The organism is Mycolicibacterium palauense (assembly GCF_002592005.1).
Classification (GTDB): domain Bacteria; phylum Actinomycetota; class Actinomycetes; order Mycobacteriales; family Mycobacteriaceae; genus Mycobacterium; species Mycobacterium palauense.
The window spans coordinates 1-16,519 of sequence record NZ_NVQF01000105.1; the positions used below are offsets into that span (position 1 = coordinate 1).

The window sequence follows — 16,519 nt, forward strand, 5'->3', positions numbered from 1 at the left end:
CCGCCGGGGCGACGGTGTCGGTGGTGGCCCGCCGCGCCGAGCTGCTCGACGAGGTGGTCACCCGGATCGCCGACGCGGGCGGGCGGGCCCGGGCGTTCCCCTGCGACCTGGCCGACCTTGACGCCATCGACCGGCTGGTCGAGGAGATCGGCGAGGTGGACATCCTCATCAACAACGCGGGCCGGTCCATTCGCCGCCCGCTGGCGGAGTCGCTGGACCGCTGGCACGACGTCGAGCGGACGATGACGCTCAACTACTACTCGCCGTTGCGGCTGATCCGTGGTTTGGCCCCCGGCATGATCGAGCGCGGCGACGGCCACATCATCAACGTCTCCACCTGGGGTGTGATGAACGAGGCGTCGCCGCTGTTCGCCGTGTACAACGCCTCCAAGGCGGCGCTGACCGCGGTCAGCCGGGTCATCGAGACCGAGTGGAGCGACAAGGGCGTGCACTCCACCACGCTGTTCTATCCCCTGGTCGCGACGCCGATGATCGCCCCGACTGAGGCCTACCAGGGGCTGCCGGCGCTGAGCGCCTCGGAGGCCGCCGACTGGATGCTCACCGCGGCGCGCACCCGGCCGGTGCGCATCGCGCCCCGCATCGCGGTCACGTCCCGGGCGGTCGACGTGCTGGCCCCGGGCTGGGTCAACGCGATCATGAAACGGCAGGGGATTCAACCCGGCTGAGCCGGAGCGGTCCCGGCGTGTCGGTGCGAGAGCGTCCCGGCGGCGGGAACACTGGACCGTATGGAGATCCTGGCCAGCCGGGTGTTGTTGCGCCCGGCCGACTACGAGCGCTCGTTGTCCTTCTACCGCGACGCCCTGGGGCTGGCGATCGCGCGGGAATACAGCGGCGGCACCGTGTTCTACGCCGGGCAGTCGCTGATCGAGCTCGCCGGCCACGGCGCTCCCCCGGCCGGCTCGCCACCGTTTCCCGGTGCGCTGTGGCTGCAGGTGCGCGACCTCTACGCCACCCAGACCGAACTCAGGCACCGCGACGTGGCGATCGCCCGGGAGGCGCGGCGCGAACCGTGGGGGCTGCACGAGATGCACGTGGTCGACCCCGACGGCGTCGACCTGATCTTCGTCCAGGTTCCCGACGACCATCCGCTGCGCCGCGACACCCGCGGCTGAGCCGCCACCAGCGCTCAGCGCATGGGTGCGGCCAGCGGCCAGCCGACCGAGGCCAGCCGCGCGGCGACCTGGTGCACCTCTTCGGGATTGGGCTCCTTCTCGGCGACGGTGCGGATGGCCGCGCGGATGTCGTCAGCGGTGACCGGGGTGTCCAGGTCGCCCTCCCGCAGCAACGTCTGCGCGGCCCGCACCACCTCCTCCTCGGTCAGGGTGCGGGCCAGCAACGCCAGCAGCGGGAAGTAGTCCTGTTGCGGGACGCCGTGCGGGTAGCCGCGGTGCAGCCACTCCAGCACGCTGTCCAGCGGGCTCGGGTTGTTGTCGGACATGACGGTCTCCCCGCTCACTTCGTGCCCATGAACGGGAACAGGTCCACACCGAAGTGGTGCATGATCGTGGCCCGGGTGATCCACAGGATGGCGACCACGATCACCATGCCGACCACGACGAACAACAGGATCCCGAGAAACCTCAGCAGCGGGTTCGGGGCCCGCACCGAGCCGTCGGCCTCGGCGCCGCCGGAGCCCTCGGAGAAGGCCAGCAGTCCGACGGCGAACACCGCCGGCAGCCCCGCGCCCAGGATCAGGCCCACCAGCAGCACTCGCAGGATGCTCTCGAAGTAGTGCATCTACCTGTCCTCTCCGCGCTCAGGCGATCGGGGTCTTGTCCGACGGGGGAAGGTCGGCGCGGGCCGCCCGCACCTCGGCGGGCACCACCGAGTTGGTACTGGTGTCCCAGTCCGCGTTGACGTTGGTGTGGTCGACCTTCTGCTGCTGGGCGCGCCACCAGATGTAGAGCGACAGCGCGACCAGGATCGCGAAGATGACCAGGCTGCCCAGCAGCGGGCTGGTCACCACCGAAACCCCGTGGGCCAGCCAGTAACTCAGGGCGCCGACCACCGCGGCCGCCGGCAGCGTCACCAGCCAGGCCACCGCCATCCGGCCGGCCACCGCCCAGCGCACCTCCGCGCCGGGCTTGCCGACACCGCTGCCCAGGATCGACCCGGTGGCCACGTGGGTGGTCGACAGCGCCATTCCGGCCGCACTGGAGGACAGGATGATCGCCGCCGAGGACGCCTCGGCGGCCAGACCCTGCGGCGACTCGATCTCCACCAGGCCCTTGCCCAGCGTCCGGATGACCCGCCAGCCACCGATGTAGGTGCCCAGGCCGATGGCCAGCGCGCAGCTGAACACGATCCAGAACGGCAGGCCCTGCTCCTTGACGTCACCGGTCAGGTGGCCGGTGGTGATCAACGCCAGCGCGATGACACCCATGGTCTTCTGCGCGTCGTTGGTGCCGTGGGAGAGCGCGACCAGCGAGGCGGTGGCGATCTGGCCCCAGCGGAAGCCCTCCTCGCGGCGCCGCTTCACGACGCTGCGGGTGATGCGGTACACCAGCCAGGTGCCGCAGGCCGCGACGACGCCGGCGATCACCGGGGCGGCCAGCGCGGGGATCAGCACCTTCTGGGTGATGCCCGTCCAGTTCACCCCGGCCACGCCCAGCGCGGCCAGCCCGGCACCGATGAGCCCACCGAACAGCGCGTGCGAGGAGCTCGACGGGATACCGAACAGCCAGGTCAGCAGGTTCCACAGGATGCCGCCGATGAGCCCGGCGAAGATGATGGTCAGCCCCGTGGTCGCGTTGATGGCGGGCAGCAGCGCGCCCGTGGAGGTGTCCTGGATGTTCAGCACGTCCTTGGTCACCGTGGCGGCAACCTCCACCGACAGGAACGCACCGACGAGGTTGAGCACTCCGGCCAGCAGCACGGCCACCTTCGGTTTGAGCGCCCCGGTCGCGATCGACGTCGCCATCGCGTTGCCCGTGTCGTGGAAGCCGTTGGTGAAGTCGAAGGCCAGGGCCGTGGCGACCAGCAGCACCAGGATGATCAGCTCTGCGCTCATGGATGCTCATTCTGCGGCCGAGGTACCGAGTTCGACTAACTGTGAAGTCGCTGAAAATGCCGATTGACCTGGCTGTTTGCCAGCCTCGGCCCGAAGTTCATGCAGTGTTCACCCCGAGAGCCCCGCCCGTTCCCCGCAACGGCGGCGCCCGCAGCGCCCGACACCCCCGAAGCGATGCCATACGATCGGAACGGGTCGTGACCGGAGCTTGCCGGGCAGCGAGGGTGCAGAGGGTGGAGGCGGTGGAGTTGGCGGCGGTGAACCGGTTTCTCAGCGCCATCGTCTCCTGGCTGCGCTCCGGCTATCCCGACGGGGTGCCCCGCACCGACTATCTGCCGTTGCTGGCGCTGCTGTCGCGCCGGCTCACCGCCGACGAGGTGCGACTGGTCGCCGTGCAGCTGCTGCGCGAGCCGGAGCTGGACCCGGAACTGGACCCGGAACTGGACCCGGAACTGGACGATGTCGACATCGCCACCGCGATCATGAGCATCACCGACGAGCTGCCCGCCCCCGAGGATGTCGAGCGCGTGCGTGAGCACCTGGCCGCCCGGGGCTGGTCGCTCGACGACCCGCGCGACGCCGACGATCAGCACACCGACTAGCCCGGGGGCAGCTCATCACCACCTTGCGAACGCTCATCGTCCCGCCAGGCCCCTCGGCCCTGGCGATGACCGCCGCCCTGGAGGGCATCCTCGACGGCCGCGACACCCCGGTGCTGCCCGTGCCCGGCGGCGACCTGCGCCAAAGCGAGCTGCTGACAACGACATTGCGGGCCGGCGAGGACATCGACGACGACGTGGCGCTGGTGGTGCCGACCTCCGGGACCACCGGGATCCCCAAGGGCGCCATGCTGACCGCGCCGGCGCTGGTGGCCAGTGCCACGGCCACCCACGAGCGCCTCGGCGGACCGGGCACCTGGTTGTTGGCGTTGCCCGCCTATCACATCGCCGGCCTGCAGGTGCTGGTGCGCAGTGTGCTCGCCGGCACCGTCCCGGTCGAGCTGGACGTCTCCGACGGTTTCGACGTGACGGCACTGCCCGCCGCGGTCGAGGCGATGGGCACCGGACGGCGCTACGTGTCGCTGGTGTCCAACCAGCTGGCCAAGGCGCTGGCCGATCCGGCGGCCACCGCCGCCCTGGCCGAGCTCGACGCCGTCCTGCTCGGCGGCGGCCCGGCACCCGCCGCGGTGCTCGAAGGGGCGGCCGCCGAGGGTATTTCGGTGGTCCGCACGTACGGCATGAGCGAGACCTGCGGGGGGTGTGTGTACGACGGCGTCGCCCTCGACGGCGTCACCGTGCGCATCGACGGCAGCGACGGGGAGGAGGGTTCCTCCGGCCGGGTCCTGCTCGGCGGCGCCACCTTGGCCAAGGGCTACCGCAACCCCGCCGACCCCGACCCGTTCGCCGAACCCGGGTGGTTCCGCACCGACGACATCGGCGCGCTGCGCGACGGGGTGCTCAGTGTGGTGGGCCGCGCCGACGAGGCGATCAGCACCGGCGGGCTCACGGTGCTGCCGCAACCGGTCGAGGCGGTGCTCTGCGAACACCCGGGGGTGGCCGAGTGCGCGGTGTTCGGCGTCGCGGACGACCGGCTGGGGCAGCGGGTGGTCGCGGCCATCACGGTGTTCCCCGGCGTGACGGCGCCCGGCGTGGCCGAGCTGCGCGAGCACGTGGCCGCCGTCCTGGACGTCACCGCCGCGCCACGGGAGGTACACGTGGTGGCCGAGTTGCCGCGCCGCGGCATCGGCAAGGTGGACCGGCGGGCCCTGGCCCGCGAGTTCGGCGCGCGCAGCTAGCCCCCAACTCGGTCGCTGCGCCGGGCATGATGAACCGATGCGCACCGAGGTCTCCACCGTCGACGAGCTGCGCGGCATCGTCGGCCATCCGAACGACTACGTCGCCAACAAGGTCGGGGCCTCCCTGACGCCGATCCACCGGGACTGGCTGGCGCACTCACCGCTGGCCTTCGTGGCGACCTCCGACGCCGAGGGCCGGGTGGACGTCTCCCCCAAGGGCGACCCGCCCGGGTTCGTCCACGTCGTCGACGAGACGACGATCGCGATCCCCGAACGGCCCGGCAACAAGCGCGTCGACGGCTATCTCAACGTGCTGCAGCGCCCCGGAGTCGGCACGGTGTTCCTGATCCCGGGTCGCGGCGACACGCTGCGGATCAACGGCCGCGCCACCGTGCTGTCGGACGCCGACTACTTCGACGCCATGCGGGTGCAGGGCAAACGGCCGATCCTGGCGCTGGAGATCGCCGTGGAGGAGGTGTTCTTCCACTGCGCCAAGGCGTTCCTGCGCTCCGACGCCTGGCGCCCGGAGACCTGGAACCCCACCGCGCTGCCCAGCGTGGCCAAGATGGCCCAGGCGGCGCGCACCGGGATGAGCCTGGCCGAGCTGGAGAAGTACTACAGCGAGGACGCCATGCGCTCCGTTCTCTACTAGCCCGTTCTCCACTAGCCCCGTCACCGAATCGTCAGCGGCATCGCACGGAGCACCCGGAACCGACCAATACAGTGGGTTCTCGTGAAGACCCGCCGGGAGTACCTCGCCCCGTTGGTCGCGGTCATCCTGGCGGCGCTGCTGGTGGCGGCGGCGTTCGTGGTTCCGCACCTCGGACTGGGCATCGTCACCCCGCTGATCAACAGCTCGCCGCGCAAGATCGCGATGTACGCCGAGACGGCGCCGATCTTCGGGTGGTGGAACGCCCACGTCGGGTGGGGCACGGTGCCGGCCGTGCTGATCGCCGTCGCGGCGGTCCTGTGGGGGCCCGCGCTCGCGCGCCGGCTGCCCTGGCGGGCACTGACGTTGACCACGTGGGCCACCTCGGCGGCCTGGGCCTTCTCGCTGGCGATGGTCGACGGCTGGTATCGCGGTTTCACCCACCGCCTCGAGGCCCCGCACGAGTACCTGCGGCAGGTGCCCGACATCACCGACATCGGCGAGGCGCTGCGCACGTTCGCCCGCCGCATCCCCGACTTCCAGCCGGACTCGTGGATCACCCACGTCTCCGGGCACCCGCCCGGGGCGCTGCTGACGTTCGTGTGGCTGGACCGTCTCGGGCTCGGCGGTGGGGCCTGGGCGGCCACCTTCGTGCTGGTGATCGGTTCCAGCACGGCCGCGGCGATCGTGATCGCGGTGCGCGCCCTGGCCGACGAACAGACCGCGCGGCGGGCGGCCCCGTTCGTCGCGGTGGCGCCGACCGCCATCTGGGTGGCGGTCTCGGCCGACGGCTATTTCGCCGCGGTGGCGGCCTGGGGCATCGCGCTGCTGGCGCTGGCGGTGCACCGCACGGTGCGGCTGCCGGTGCTGGCCGCCGTGGCCGCGGGCCTGCTGCTGGGCTGGGGGATCTTCCTCAACTACGGACTGGGCCTGATGGCGTTGCCGGCGGTGGCCGTGCTGTGCAGCGCGCGCGAATGGCGTTGGGCGCTGCGGGTGCTGGGCGCGGCCGCGGTGGCCGCCGCCCTGGTGGCGGCGGTGTTCTGGCTGACGGGGTTCTTCTGGTTCGACGGCTATCACGCGGTGCAGCACCGCTACTGGCAGGGCATCGCGCTCAACCGGCCCTTCCAGTACTGGGGCTGGGCGAACCTGGCCTCGGTGGTCTGCGCGGTCGGGCTGGGCACCGTCGCCGGGCTGACGAAGGTGTTCTCCCCGTCCGACATCCGTGCCCGCTCCGGGATCCATCTGGTGGTGCTGGGCGCGCTGGCGGCCATCCTGTGCGCGGACCTGTCGATGCTCAGCAAGGCCGAGGTGGAACGGATCTGGCTTCCGTTCACCGTCTGGCTGACGGCCGCGCCCGCGCTGCTGCCGGCCCGCTCACACCGGTGGTGGCTGGCGCTCAACGTGATCGGGGCACTGGTGCTCAACCACGTCATCCTGACCAACTGGTAGCGCCCACGGCGTCACCGCTGGGGTCGGCGCAGTGTCACAGCGGGGTCAGCGCTGACCGCGGTGTCACAGCGGGGTGAGCGACGCCACGACGCGGTTGCCGATGCGGTGCACGTCGGCGACCGCCAGGCCCACCTCCTCGGCCAGCGTCGCGGCCGCGTCGACACCCACCGAGGCCCAGCGGAACCACGGCCCGATCGTCTTGCGCGATTCCAGCCGCACCCGGTCGACGTGGATACCCGTTGTGACCGCGTCGAATTCGGCCAGGCAGCGGCCGCCGGCGCGGAGCAGTTCGGCCGAGCGCCGCAGCACCCGCCAGGGGTCGCCGCCCAGTCCCACGTTGCCGTCGGCCAGCAGCACCGTGTGCCAGCGGCCGGTGGCCGGCAGCGGGTCGAACAGGTCGCGGTGCAGCGCCGGCGCGCCGCTGCGGCGGGCCAGCCCGACCGCGGTCGGCGACAGATCCACTCCCAGCGCGGGGATCCCGCGGCGGATCAGGTGGGCCACCAGCCGGCCCGGCCCGCAGCCCAGATCGATCGTGGGCCCCTGGCACATCGCCACCAGGGTCTCGTCGAATTCGCTGTCGGAGTGACGTCCGCCCAGCCATGCGTGCACCGGGAGCCGGTCGGTTCGCCCGTCGGAATGCCGGATCCAACAGCGTTCGCCGCCGAGCGCGCGATCGTAGAGCTGACCGAACAATTCAGCCCACCACCGCTGTCGTCGCGGCGGCGAACCGGCTGCCCGGCGCGCACTCGGCGCTCACCGCGGCGACGTCGTCGACGGTGTCGACGTCGCGCAGCTCCGGCAGCAGGGCCACCTCGGTGCAGCCGGCCCGCAGCGCCGCCAGCGTCAGCACCCCGGTGTCCGGGCGCGACATCGGCACCGTCCGCAGGCAGTCGGCGGCGGCGCCGTCGCGCACCCCGACGATCCACCAGCCACCGTCGGCGGCCGGGCCCAGCACCGCGGGCACGACCAGCAGGCTGCGGGCGCAGTCGGCCAGCAGCGCCGGGCTGACCTGGGGGGTGTCCATCCCGATCTGCAGCACCGGCCCCGCGGCGGCCGCGTCGGCGTGCGCATTGGCCAGCCGTTCGGCGAAATCCCCGCCGCGCTGGCCGATCACCGTGAAGCCGGCCAGGCGGTCCCGGAGCTCGGCGGCCCGGCAGGCCGCGTCGAGGTCGCCGGTGAGCGCGACCACCCGGGCGGCGGCCGGGGTGTCGGCGACGGCGTCGAGGGTGTCCAGCAGCGCCGCGGCGGCGAGGTCGGCGGCTAGGTGGGCGGCGGTGTCGGCGCCGGTGTCACCGCCGAGGCCGGCGGCCAGCCGGGTCTTGGCCAGCCCGGGCACCGGCGCCTTGGCGACCACGAGCAGGGTCACCGGCAGTTCGGAATCGGGGGTACCGGTCACGAGATGGCCTTCCAGAAGTCCACGGCCGCGACGGCGCTTCCCCGGACGGAACCGCTGACCTTGGAGACTCCGCCGGCCCGCGGGCCGTAGTCCACGTCGAGTTCGGTCACCCGCCAGCCCGCGGCGGCGGCGCGGACCAGCAGTTCCAGCGGATACCCCGACCGACGGTCGGTCACACCCAACCCCAGCAGCGCCTCGGTGCGGGCCACCCGCATCGGGGCGATGTCGTGCACGTCCAGGCCGTGCCGGTGGCGCAGCCGCCAACACACCGCGGCGGTGCCCAGCCGGGCGTGCCACGGCCAGCGCAGGCCGGGCACCGGCCGCCGCCGACCGGTGACCAGATCGGCGTCGTCGAGCGCGGCGACCAGGCGCGGCAGGTCGGACGGGTCCAGCGAACCGTCGCCGTCGATCACCGCCACCACCGGGGTGCCGGCCGCGGCCACGCCGGCGTGCACCGCCGAGCCGTAGCCCGGCACCGGTTCGGACACCACCTCGGCGCCGTGGCTGCGGGCCACCTCCGCGGTGTCGTCGGTGCTGTTGTTGTCGACCACCAGCGCGCGGTAGTGCTGCGGCAGTTCGGCCAGGGCGGTCAGCACGGTCGGCAGCGCGTCCGCCTCGTTCAGACAGGGCAGGACAACGGTGACCGGGAGGGCGACGGGGCCGGGGCTGGGGCCGGAACACGGCGGCATGCCCGTCGACGCTAGCAGCTCTGGCTGGGCGAATCCTGACGAATCAATGACGTTAGCGCTGGTAGTGACGTTTCGACGGGGCCACCAGTGGCTAGTCTGGGGCCTGTGGGTGCGCATGTGCTGATTGCCGACGACGACGCCGTTGTGCGCAATGTGGTGCGTCGCTACCTGGAACGCGACGGCATGGACGTCTCGGTGGCCGACGACGGCACCGAGGCGTTGCGGCTGCTGGGCAGCACCCGGGTGGACGTGGCGGTGCTCGACGTGATGATGCCGGGACCGGACGGGCTGGCGCTGTGCCGCAGCCTGCGCAGGGCCGGCGATTTCAGCGTGCCGGTGATCCTGCTGACCGCACTCGGCGAGGAGGACGACCGCATCGCCGGGCTGGAGGCGGGCGCCGACGACTATCTGACCAAGCCGTTCAGCCCGCGCGAGCTGGCGCTGCGGGTCCGTTCGGTGCTGCGCCGGTCCCCCGCCCCCCTCGGTGCGCTGCCGCTGGAGATCACCGTCGACGCGCTCACCGTGTCGACCGCGGCCCGCACCGTCTACATTGACGGGGTGCCCGTCGGGTTGACCAATCGCGAATTCGACCTGCTGCTGTTCCTGATCACCCATACCGACACCGTGTTCACCCGGGAGGAACTGCTGCAACGGGTCTGGCGGTGGGACTTCGGTGACCTGTCGACGGTCACCGTGCACGTCAAGCGCCTGCGCTCCAAGCTGGGCGCCCAGCACCGGATCCAGACGGTGTGGGGCCGCGGCTACCTGTGGCGCGGCAACGACGCCGACCGGGACGAAGCGAGGGCCGGTGCCGCCGACTGACCTCGTCGAGATCGTCGGCTGGGCGCTGGCGTGCTCGGTACCGGTGGTCATCGCCGGCGCGATCATCATCCGGCTGGCCCGGTCGTGGTCGCTGGCGGCCAGCATGGTGGTGCTGGTCCTCATCCCGCTGGTGGCAACCTTCACCGGGGTGCTGGGCGCCAGCGGGTTCATGATCACCGAGACCTTCGAGCAGATCGCCGTCGTGCTGGTGATCGTCTCGGTGGTGACGATCCCCGCGGCGGTCATGCTGGGCCGCTACCAGGCCCGGCGCACGGTGTGGGAGCAGGAGATCCGCGAGGCCGAGCGGGCCGCCGAGCAGTCGCGGCGCAAGCTGGTCGCGTTCGTCAGCCACGACCTGCGCACCCCGCTGGCGGGCATCCGGGCGGTCTCGGAGGCGATCGCCGACGGCGTGCTCTCCGACGAGGAGGTCCGCGACAACGCCAAACACATCGAGCAGGAGTCGGTGCGGCTCTCGGAGATGGTCGACGACCTGTTCGAGATGTCGAAGATCAACGCCGGGGCGGTGGTCCCGGCCTTCGACCGGGTGGCGCTCGACGAGGTGGTCGACGACGTGATCAACGCGCACCGCATCGCCGCCGAGCGCGCCGGTGTCGACCTGCAGGCGGTGCTGCCCGCGGAGCCGGTGCGGGTGCTGGGCAGCGACCGGGCCCTGGTGCGGGTGCTGTCCAACCTGGTGGCGAATGCGATCGCGCACACCCCCGAGGGCGGCACCGTCAAACTGGCGCTGGGCGCCGACGCGGAATCGGCCTGGGCGCGCGTCGACGACACCGGCGTCGGCATCGACGAGGCCGACCTGGCGAGGGTGTTCGACGTGGCCTACCGGGGCTCCAACGGGCGGGTGCCGCGGGCCGACGCCTCGCTGCCGAGCGGATCGGGCCTCGGGCTGGCGATCGCCGCCGGTCTGGTGCAGGCCCACCACGGCACCCTCTCCGCGCACAACCTGGGCACGGGCGCGCGTTTCGAGGTACGGCTGCCGCTGGTCCCCGACTGACCCCGACTGGCCCACCCGCAGGCATTGATTCGGTACTCAGAACGCCCAACAGCCGGTGCGGGTCGCTCGCAGTACCGAGTGAACGCTCAGGGGTGGGGCCGCCGGCGGCTCACAGGTCTGCGGTGACGGCGGCGAACTCCGAGCAGAACCAGTCCAGGTCGGCCATCGAGAACACCAGCGGCGGACGGATCTTCAGCACGTTGCCGTCGTGCCCGCACACCGAGAGCAGAACCCGGCGTTCCCGCAGGGTGTTGACCAGCCAGCGCGCGGCGGCCCGGTCCGGCTCGCCGGCCCCGGTGAGCACCTCCACCCCCAGGTACAGCCCCGCGCCGCGCACCTCGCCGAGACGGGCGTGGTCGGCGGCCAGCCGGCGCAGTTCCTCGCGCAGTGCGGTTCCGACGTTGGCGGCGTTGGTCTGCAGCCGCTCGGAGTCGATCACGTCCAGCACGGCGGCCGCCGCGGCCATCGAGACCGGGTTGCCGGCGAAGGTGTTGAAGTACGGCACGCCGGTGGCGAAGGCGGCGAGGACCTCGGAGCGGGCGGCCATCGCCGCCACGGGCATACCGTTGCCCATCGGCTTGCCCATGGTCACCAGGTCGGGCACCACCGCGTGCCGGTCGAAGCCCCACATCGACTCGCCGGTGCGGGCGAAACCGGGCTGCACCTCGTCGGCGATGAACACCCCGCCGTGGGCGTGGACGGCCGCCACGGCCGGCGCGAGCACCGCGGGGTCGGGGTAGACGCCGTCGGAGGAGAAGATGGTGTCGACGATCAGGCAGCTCAGCCCGTGGCCGGCGGCCTGCAGGTCGTCGATCGCGTCGGCCACCTCGTCGGCGAAGCGCCCGGCCCCCCGGGCCGGCGGCGCCACGGTCCGCACGTGCGGGCCCAGGCTGGTCGCCCCGCCCAACGAGGGTGAGATCGCGGTGACCGCGGCGGTGTTGCCGTGGTAGGCGTCGGCGGTGATGACGACGCCGGTGGCCCCGGTGTGCATCGCGGCCACCCGCAGGGCCAGGTCGTTGGCCTCCGAACCGGTGCAGGCGTACATCACCTGGTCGACCGGCGCGGGCATGGTGGCCAGGAGCCGCCGCGAGTAGTCGACGATCGCGTCGTGCAGGTACCGGGTGTGGGTGTTCAGCGTCGCCAGCTGCCGGCTGACCGCGTCCACCACGTGCGGGTGGGCGTGCCCGACGCTGGCCACGTTGTTGTAGGCATCGAGGTAGCGGGTGCCGTCGGCGTCGAACAGGTAGCAGCCCTCGCCGCGCACCAGGTGCACCGGGCGGTCGTAGAACAGCCGGTAGGCGGGCCCCAGGACCTGCTGGCGGGCGGCGATCAGCGGCTCCGCGGCCGAGCCGCCGGAGTAGCTGTTGGAATCCATGATGTTGGAGAAGCCCATCGGCTTCTCAGCCTGCCACAGCGGGCCCTCATTCTGCCGGGCGTGACGGTGCGGGTCACACTGATGGCATGTCCGGACTCCCGCCCAACCACGAAGCGTTCGCCCGTGCCGCACTGCCGGCCTACGGCCGATCCGAACGGGCCCCGCTGCGCCTGTTGAGCCTGTCGGAGAACGCCACCTACCTGGTCGAGGACGGCGATCCCCTGGTGTTGCGGGTGCACCGTCCGGGCTACCACTCGCTGGAGGCCATCCGCTCGGAGCTGGCCTGGATGGCCGCACTGAGCCGCGACACCGACGTGCGCACCCCCGAACTGGTCCCCGCCGCCGACGGCTCCCCGGTGGTGACCGCCCGCGTGGGCTCCTCGGCGCTGTACGTCGACGCCGTCTCGTTCGTCCCCGGGTGCACCGCCGAGGACGCCCAGGACACGGTGGGGTTCGACGAGCTGGGCCGGTTGACCGCGGTCATGCACGACCACGTCGAGGGCTGGACGGCACCGGAGACCTTCACCCGCTTCCGCTGGGACTTCGAGACCATGATCAGTCCGCGGGCGCGCTGGGGTGACTGGCGCGGGGCGCCGAACCTGTCCGAGGCCGATGCCGGACTGATCACCCGGGCCGTCGCCGAGATCGACCGTCGCCTGACCGAATACGGCAGCGGCCCGGACCGTTTCGGGCTGGTGCACGCCGACCTGCGGATGGCGAACCTGATGGTGGATCCCGGCGCCGGCGACGCGATCACGGTGATCGACTTCGACGATTCCGGATGGTCTTGGTATCTGGCCGATCTGGGCGCGGTGGTCTCCTTCATCGAGGACACCCCGGCCGCCGAGACCATCATCACCGACTGGCTGCGCGGCTACCGCACGGTGCGCCCGCTGGCCGACGAGCACCTCGAGCTGGTGCCGACGTTCGTGATGCTGCGCCGGATCATGTTGACGGCGTGGATCGGTTCGCACGCCGACGCCCACGACGCGATCCCCCTGGCCGGCAGCTTCGCCGCGGGCACCGCCGAGCTGGCCCGGCGTTACCTGACCGACCCGTCCTGGCTCTCCGAGGCGGTCTGGGGCGGCTGCACCTGAGGCAGGTCGGTCGGCCGCCAGGACCGCAGTGAGCGCAGCAGCGCGTTCTTCTTGCGGTGGTGACCGGCCATCCGGGTCAGGATGTCGCGCAGCGCGGACACCGCGTCGTCGATGTAGGGGCCCTTGTTGAGCATGACGGCCTCGGCCCGCTCGGCCAGGGCGGCGTCACTGATCTCGGCGCGGGAGGGCAGCCCGGTCTTGGCGAGCTGCTCGAGCACCTGCGTCGCCCAGATCACCGGCAGGTGGGCGGCCTCGCACAGCCACAGGATCTCCTCCTGGACCTCGGCCATGCGTTCGTAGCCGCATTCCACCGCGAGGTCGCCGCGGGCGATCATCACCCCGATCCGGCCGCGGCGCATCCCGGTCAGCAGCAGCTGTGGCAGGTTCTCGAAGCCGGTCTGGGTCTCGATCTTCAACACGATGCCCAGGCCGTGGTCGCCGAGGCGCTCCAGCTCGTCGAGCAGCCGGGCCACGTCCTCGGGGTGGCGGACGAAGGACAGCTGGACCAGATCGGCGATCTCGGTGACGCAGGCCAGGTCGGCGACGTCCTTGTCGGTGAGCGCCGAGATCGGCAGTGCGGTGTCGGGGACGTTGATGCCCTTGCCCGCGCGCAGCTTCACCACGGTGTGGGCGGGGTGTTCGATGCGCACGGTGAACGAGTCCGCCGCGGTGTCGGTGACGTGCCCGCCCAGCTTGCCGTCGTCGAAGAGCACCCGGTCGCCGGTCGCGATGTTGTCGAAGACCTCCGGCAGTGTGCAGCCGATCCGCGGGGCCGACGGATCCACCGGCGCCGGGGTCAGATCCCGGGTGACGGTCAGCAGGTCGCCGGCCTGCAGCCGCAGCGCCTGCTCCACTGGGGGCAGCGCACCCACCCGTGCGCCGGCGCCGGTGCCCACCACCCGCAGCTCGGTGCCGGTGCCGACGTAAACGTTCTGCTCGCAGCAGACGATCACGCCGCCGTCGCAGACCTTCTCCACCTCCAGCCAGCGCCGAGAATCCCGGGTGTCACGCAGCTCGACGACGTCGCCGTCGGTCAGGCTGCGCAACCAGCCGCCGGGCACCGGCAGCGACGCCAGGCCCGGGTCGGGCGGGTCGGCCGGCATGCCGGCCGAGGAGAGCCAGCCCCGTGCGGGAACCAGCGTCTGCCCCAACGCATTGCGGGTGCGGCGCAACCGCACCACCTGCGGGCCCGGCTCCAGCGGGCCGGTCCGCAGCTTCGGGCCGGACAGGTCCATCGCGATCAGGCAGCCGCGGCCCGCGGCGGCGGCCGCCGCACGCACGTGACCGGCCATCGCCCTCCATGCCTCGGCGTCGTCGTGGGCGCAGTTGATCCGGGCGATCATCATGCCGCGCTGCACCAGCCGGGACACCAGGTCGGCGTCGGTGGCGGCCTCCGACGGCAGCGTGACCATGATTCGCGACGAGTGGTCCTGCGGGGCCGGGCCGAGCAGTTCGGTGGCGTTGCGGTCCAGCATCGTCGCGCCCGCGCCGAAGGGGACGGCACCGGGCTCGGGCAGCTGCAGGGGCCCGCCGCTCAGCGCGGCCAGTGCGGCCTCGAGCGCGCGCAGGCTCACCTGGACATTGGCCTCGCTGCGGCCCAGTGACGAGAGCCCCAGCGCCGCGAGCCGCGTCTGGATGTCGCGCAGGTCCACCTGGCGAATCGCCCAGTAGTGCACGAGGTTGAGGGCGTCGGGCCGGTGCGCCTCGGCCACCCGCTCGATCCAGGCCGCCCAGGCCCGTTCGGCGTCCTCGAGGCGCTCCAGCAGCGCGCGGATGTCTTCCTGCAGACCCGTCAGGTCGTCGGCAGCCACCCGGGTGACGGTAATCGGACAGGGTGAAGCCCAGGTGAACGAACGACGTCGGCGCGACGTCCCGCCGGGCCGGCGCTACTCGGCCAGCGAGTCGCCGAGCCGCTCGGCGGCGGCGACGTAGTCCTCGATGAACTCCAGCACCACCTCGCGGGCCGGCTTGACCCTGTTCATCAGGCCGACGCCCTGCCCGACGAAATAGGTGGCCAGCGCCTGCGCGCCGGGGTGGCCGGCGGCGGCCAGCTTGTCCACGCGCCGCAGCACCGGCTCCACCAGCATCGACTGCAGCGGCAACGGCAGCGGTTTCCGGCCACCCTCGGCGGGCTGCCAGGCGGCGGTCCAGTCCGAGACCAGCTGCCGCGAGGGCTTTCCGGTGCGCCCGGCCGAGCGCACGGTGTCCCGCGACGAGGCGGCCAGCATCTTCTGCACGGTGTGCGGCGCGGTCTCGGCCTCCTCGGTGGTCAGCCACACCGACCCGGTCCAGGCGCCGGCGGCGCCCATCGCCACGCAGGCGGCCATCTGCCGGCCGGTGACGATGCCACCGGCCGCCAGCACCGGCACGTCACTGCCGGCCGCGGCCACCGCGTCGAGCACCTCGGGTACCAGCACCAGGGTGGAGACCTCGCCGCAGTGCCCGCCCGCCTCGGTGCCCTGCGCGATGATCACGTCCACCCCGGCGGCGACCTGTTTGAGCGCGTGCTCCCTGGCGCCGACCAGCGCCGCGACCGGCACGCCGGCCGAGCGTCCGGCCTCGATCATGTAGGGCGGGGGCACGCCCAGCGCGTTGGCCATCAGCCCGATCGGGTGGCGCAGCGCGACCTCCAGCAGCGCCTCGCCGGTGTCGCCGGAGAGACTGGTGCCGCCCAGGCGCGGCCGGTCCTCCGCCGGGATGTCGTGCCCGGCCAGCAGTTCGGCGACGAAGCTGCGGTACTGCGACGGGATCCGGTCGGCGAGCTGGGCGCCCGAGAGGCCCTCCCCCTTGCCCTCGTATCTGGCCGGCACGATGATGTCCACGCCGTAGGGTTTGCCGCGGACCTGCTCGTCGATCCAGCCGAGCTCCTGCTCCAGCTGTTCGGGGGTGAAGGCGGTGCCGCCGAGGACACCGAATCCGCCGGCGTTGGTGACCGCGGCGACGACGTCGCGGCAATGGCTGAAGGCGAACAGCGGGAATTCGATGCCGAAACGTTCGCAGATCGGGGTCTTCATGCCGATCAGTTCACGCCCACGATTTGACGGCTGTCAAGTGCCTCGCACCCGCACCCTGCGCGCGCACCCGGCCCACCCGCACCGAACGTGCGCGCAGACCGCCGCTCGGCCCGTGAGGTCGATCTGTACGCACGCTCGGTGCGGCCCCCGTCTCCTATACACATCGGACGCTGCCGACGATACCCCTTGT

At 72.2% G+C, this 16,519-nt stretch carries 18 protein-coding genes; 9 read left to right on the forward strand and 9 right to left on the reverse strand.

All coding sequences use genetic code 11. From position 1 onward, the window contains the following. Both CSR00_RS26405 and CSR00_RS26410 read left to right on the forward strand, forming a co-directional pair. The coding region (locus tag CSR00_RS26405) for an SDR family oxidoreductase (RefSeq protein WP_141564494.1) at nt 1–686 on the forward strand (686 nt) is incomplete at its 5' end. Between the two features lie 60 nt (nt 687–746). Then, nucleotides 747–1,133 (forward strand): VOC family protein, encoded by a 387-nt coding sequence (locus tag CSR00_RS26410; RefSeq protein ID WP_099025366.1) that lies wholly within the window; start codon nt 747–749, stop codon nt 1,131–1,133. Between the two features lie 14 nt (nt 1,134–1,147). Here the strand turns inward: CSR00_RS26410 and CSR00_RS26415 are convergent, their stop codons facing one another. From CSR00_RS26415 to CSR00_RS26425, 3 genes are read right to left on the reverse strand one after another with little or no spacing between them, the layout of a single operon-like run. Then, entirely contained in the window at nt 1,148–1,459 is a 312-nt protein-coding gene (locus tag CSR00_RS26415) for a DUF3349 domain-containing protein (protein ID WP_099025379.1), read from the reverse strand. 14 nt (nt 1,460–1,473) lie between these two features. Continuing rightward, nucleotides 1,474–1,758, reverse strand: coding sequence for a hypothetical protein (locus CSR00_RS26420; protein WP_099025367.1), 285 nt, complete (start codon nt 1,756–1,758; stop codon nt 1,474–1,476). A 19-nt stretch (nt 1,759–1,777) separates the two neighbouring features. Next, on the reverse strand, nt 1,778–3,031 hold the full coding sequence (locus tag CSR00_RS26425) for an inorganic phosphate transporter (RefSeq protein ID WP_099025368.1): 1,254 nt from the start codon (nt 3,029–3,031) through the stop codon (nt 1,778–1,780). Nucleotides 3,032–3,288: 257 nt separating this feature from the next. On the opposite strand from CSR00_RS26425, the gene CSR00_RS26430 reads away from it, so the two are divergent. The 4 genes from CSR00_RS26430 to CSR00_RS26445 all read left to right on the forward strand — a co-directional run bounded on the left by CSR00_RS26430 (nt 3,289) and on the right by CSR00_RS26445 (nt 6,924). Beyond that, a complete protein-coding gene (locus CSR00_RS26430) occupies nt 3,289–3,633 on the forward strand; it encodes a DUF3349 domain-containing protein (RefSeq protein WP_099025380.1) in 345 nt (114 codons plus the stop codon). Between the two features lie 86 nt (nt 3,634–3,719). After that, entirely contained in the window at nt 3,720–4,826 is a 1,107-nt protein-coding gene (gene menE, locus CSR00_RS26435; RefSeq protein WP_245906571.1) for an o-succinylbenzoate--CoA ligase, read from the forward strand. 37 nt (nt 4,827–4,863) lie between these two features. Beyond that, entirely contained in the window at nt 4,864–5,478 is a 615-nt protein-coding gene (locus CSR00_RS26440) for a pyridoxamine 5'-phosphate oxidase family protein (RefSeq protein ID WP_099025370.1), read from the forward strand. A gap of 81 nt (nt 5,479–5,559) precedes the next feature. Further along, nucleotides 5,560–6,924, forward strand: a complete 1,365-nt coding sequence (locus CSR00_RS26445) for a hypothetical protein (RefSeq protein WP_245906564.1) — start codon at nt 5,560–5,562, stop codon at nt 6,922–6,924. Nucleotides 6,925–6,987: 63 nt separating this feature from the next. Here CSR00_RS26445 and CSR00_RS26450 read toward each other — a convergent pair whose 3' ends face one another. Genes CSR00_RS26450 through CSR00_RS26460 form a run of 3 tightly spaced genes read right to left on the reverse strand, consistent with a single transcriptional unit; the run spans nt 6,988 to nt 9,009 of the window. Beyond that, on the reverse strand, nt 6,988–7,617 hold the full coding sequence (locus CSR00_RS26450) for a methyltransferase domain-containing protein (RefSeq protein WP_099025371.1): 630 nt from the start codon (nt 7,615–7,617) through the stop codon (nt 6,988–6,990). A gap of 1 nt (nt 7,618) precedes the next feature. Then, nucleotides 7,619–8,320, reverse strand: a complete 702-nt coding sequence (locus CSR00_RS26455) for a TIGR04282 family arsenosugar biosynthesis glycosyltransferase (RefSeq protein WP_245906566.1) — start codon at nt 8,318–8,320, stop codon at nt 7,619–7,621. Further along, entirely contained in the window at nt 8,317–9,009 is a 693-nt protein-coding gene (locus tag CSR00_RS26460) for a glycosyltransferase family 2 protein (RefSeq protein WP_099025372.1), read from the reverse strand. The genes CSR00_RS26455 and CSR00_RS26460 overlap by 4 nt, the downstream gene beginning before the upstream one ends. 117 nt (nt 9,010–9,126) lie before the next feature. On the opposite strand from CSR00_RS26460, the gene CSR00_RS26465 reads away from it, so the two are divergent. Next, nucleotides 9,127–9,831 carry a response regulator transcription factor gene (locus tag CSR00_RS26465; protein WP_099025383.1) on the forward strand — a complete coding sequence of 235 codons (705 nt, stop codon included), beginning with the start codon at nt 9,127–9,129 and terminating at the stop codon, nt 9,829–9,831. Beyond that, on the forward strand, nt 9,818–10,843 hold the full coding sequence (locus CSR00_RS26470; RefSeq protein WP_099025373.1) for a sensor histidine kinase: 1,026 nt from the start codon (nt 9,818–9,820) through the stop codon (nt 10,841–10,843). Before CSR00_RS26465 ends, CSR00_RS26470 begins: the two co-directional genes overlap by 14 nt. Before the next feature lie 109 nt (nt 10,844–10,952). Here the strand turns inward: CSR00_RS26470 and CSR00_RS26475 are convergent, their stop codons facing one another. Continuing rightward, entirely contained in the window at nt 10,953–12,236 is a 1,284-nt protein-coding gene (locus tag CSR00_RS26475) for an aspartate aminotransferase family protein (RefSeq protein ID WP_099025374.1), read from the reverse strand. A 68-nt stretch (nt 12,237–12,304) separates the two neighbouring features. Here CSR00_RS26475 and CSR00_RS26480 point away from each other — a divergent pair, with 68 nt between their 5' ends. After that, entirely contained in the window at nt 12,305–13,315 is a 1,011-nt protein-coding gene (locus CSR00_RS26480) for a phosphotransferase enzyme family protein (protein ID WP_099025375.1), read from the forward strand. Here the strand turns inward: CSR00_RS26480 and CSR00_RS26485 are convergent. Next, nucleotides 13,261–15,126: a pyruvate kinase gene (locus tag CSR00_RS26485; protein ID WP_099025376.1), complete on the reverse strand. Its 1,866-nt coding sequence runs from the start codon at nt 15,124–15,126 to the stop codon at nt 13,261–13,263. The genes CSR00_RS26480 and CSR00_RS26485 overlap by 55 nt on opposite strands. Nucleotides 15,127–15,201: 75 nt before the next feature. Next, nucleotides 15,202–16,329, reverse strand: a complete 1,128-nt coding sequence (locus CSR00_RS26490; protein ID WP_099025377.1) for an NAD(P)H-dependent flavin oxidoreductase — start codon at nt 16,327–16,329, stop codon at nt 15,202–15,204. Nucleotides 16,330–16,519 lie beyond the last annotated feature (190 nt).

Coding starts and splice junctions, on each gene's coding strand:
- CSR00_RS26410 (WP_099025366.1), top strand. CDS start 747: ATGGAGATCCTGGCCAGCCGGGTGTTGTTGCGCCCGGCCGACTACGAG.
- CSR00_RS26415 (WP_099025379.1), bottom strand. CDS start 1,459: ATGTCCGACAACAACCCGAGCCCGCTGGACAGCGTGCTGGAGTGGCTG.
- CSR00_RS26420 (WP_099025367.1), bottom strand. CDS start 1,758: ATGCACTACTTCGAGAGCATCCTGCGAGTGCTGCTGGTGGGCCTGATC.
- CSR00_RS26425 (WP_099025368.1), bottom strand. CDS start 3,031: ATGAGCGCAGAGCTGATCATCCTGGTGCTGCTGGTCGCCACGGCCCTG.
- CSR00_RS26440 (WP_099025370.1), top strand. CDS start 4,864: ATGCGCACCGAGGTCTCCACCGTCGACGAGCTGCGCGGCATCGTCGGC.
- CSR00_RS26460 (WP_099025372.1), bottom strand. CDS start 9,009: ATGCCGCCGTGTTCCGGCCCCAGCCCCGGCCCCGTCGCCCTCCCGGTC.
- CSR00_RS26475 (WP_099025374.1), bottom strand. CDS start 12,236: ATGGGCTTCTCCAACATCATGGATTCCAACAGCTACTCCGGCGGCTCG.
- CSR00_RS26480 (WP_099025375.1), top strand. CDS start 12,305: ATGTCCGGACTCCCGCCCAACCACGAAGCGTTCGCCCGTGCCGCACTG.
- CSR00_RS26490 (WP_099025377.1), bottom strand. CDS start 16,329: ATGAAGACCCCGATCTGCGAACGTTTCGGCATCGAATTCCCGCTGTTC.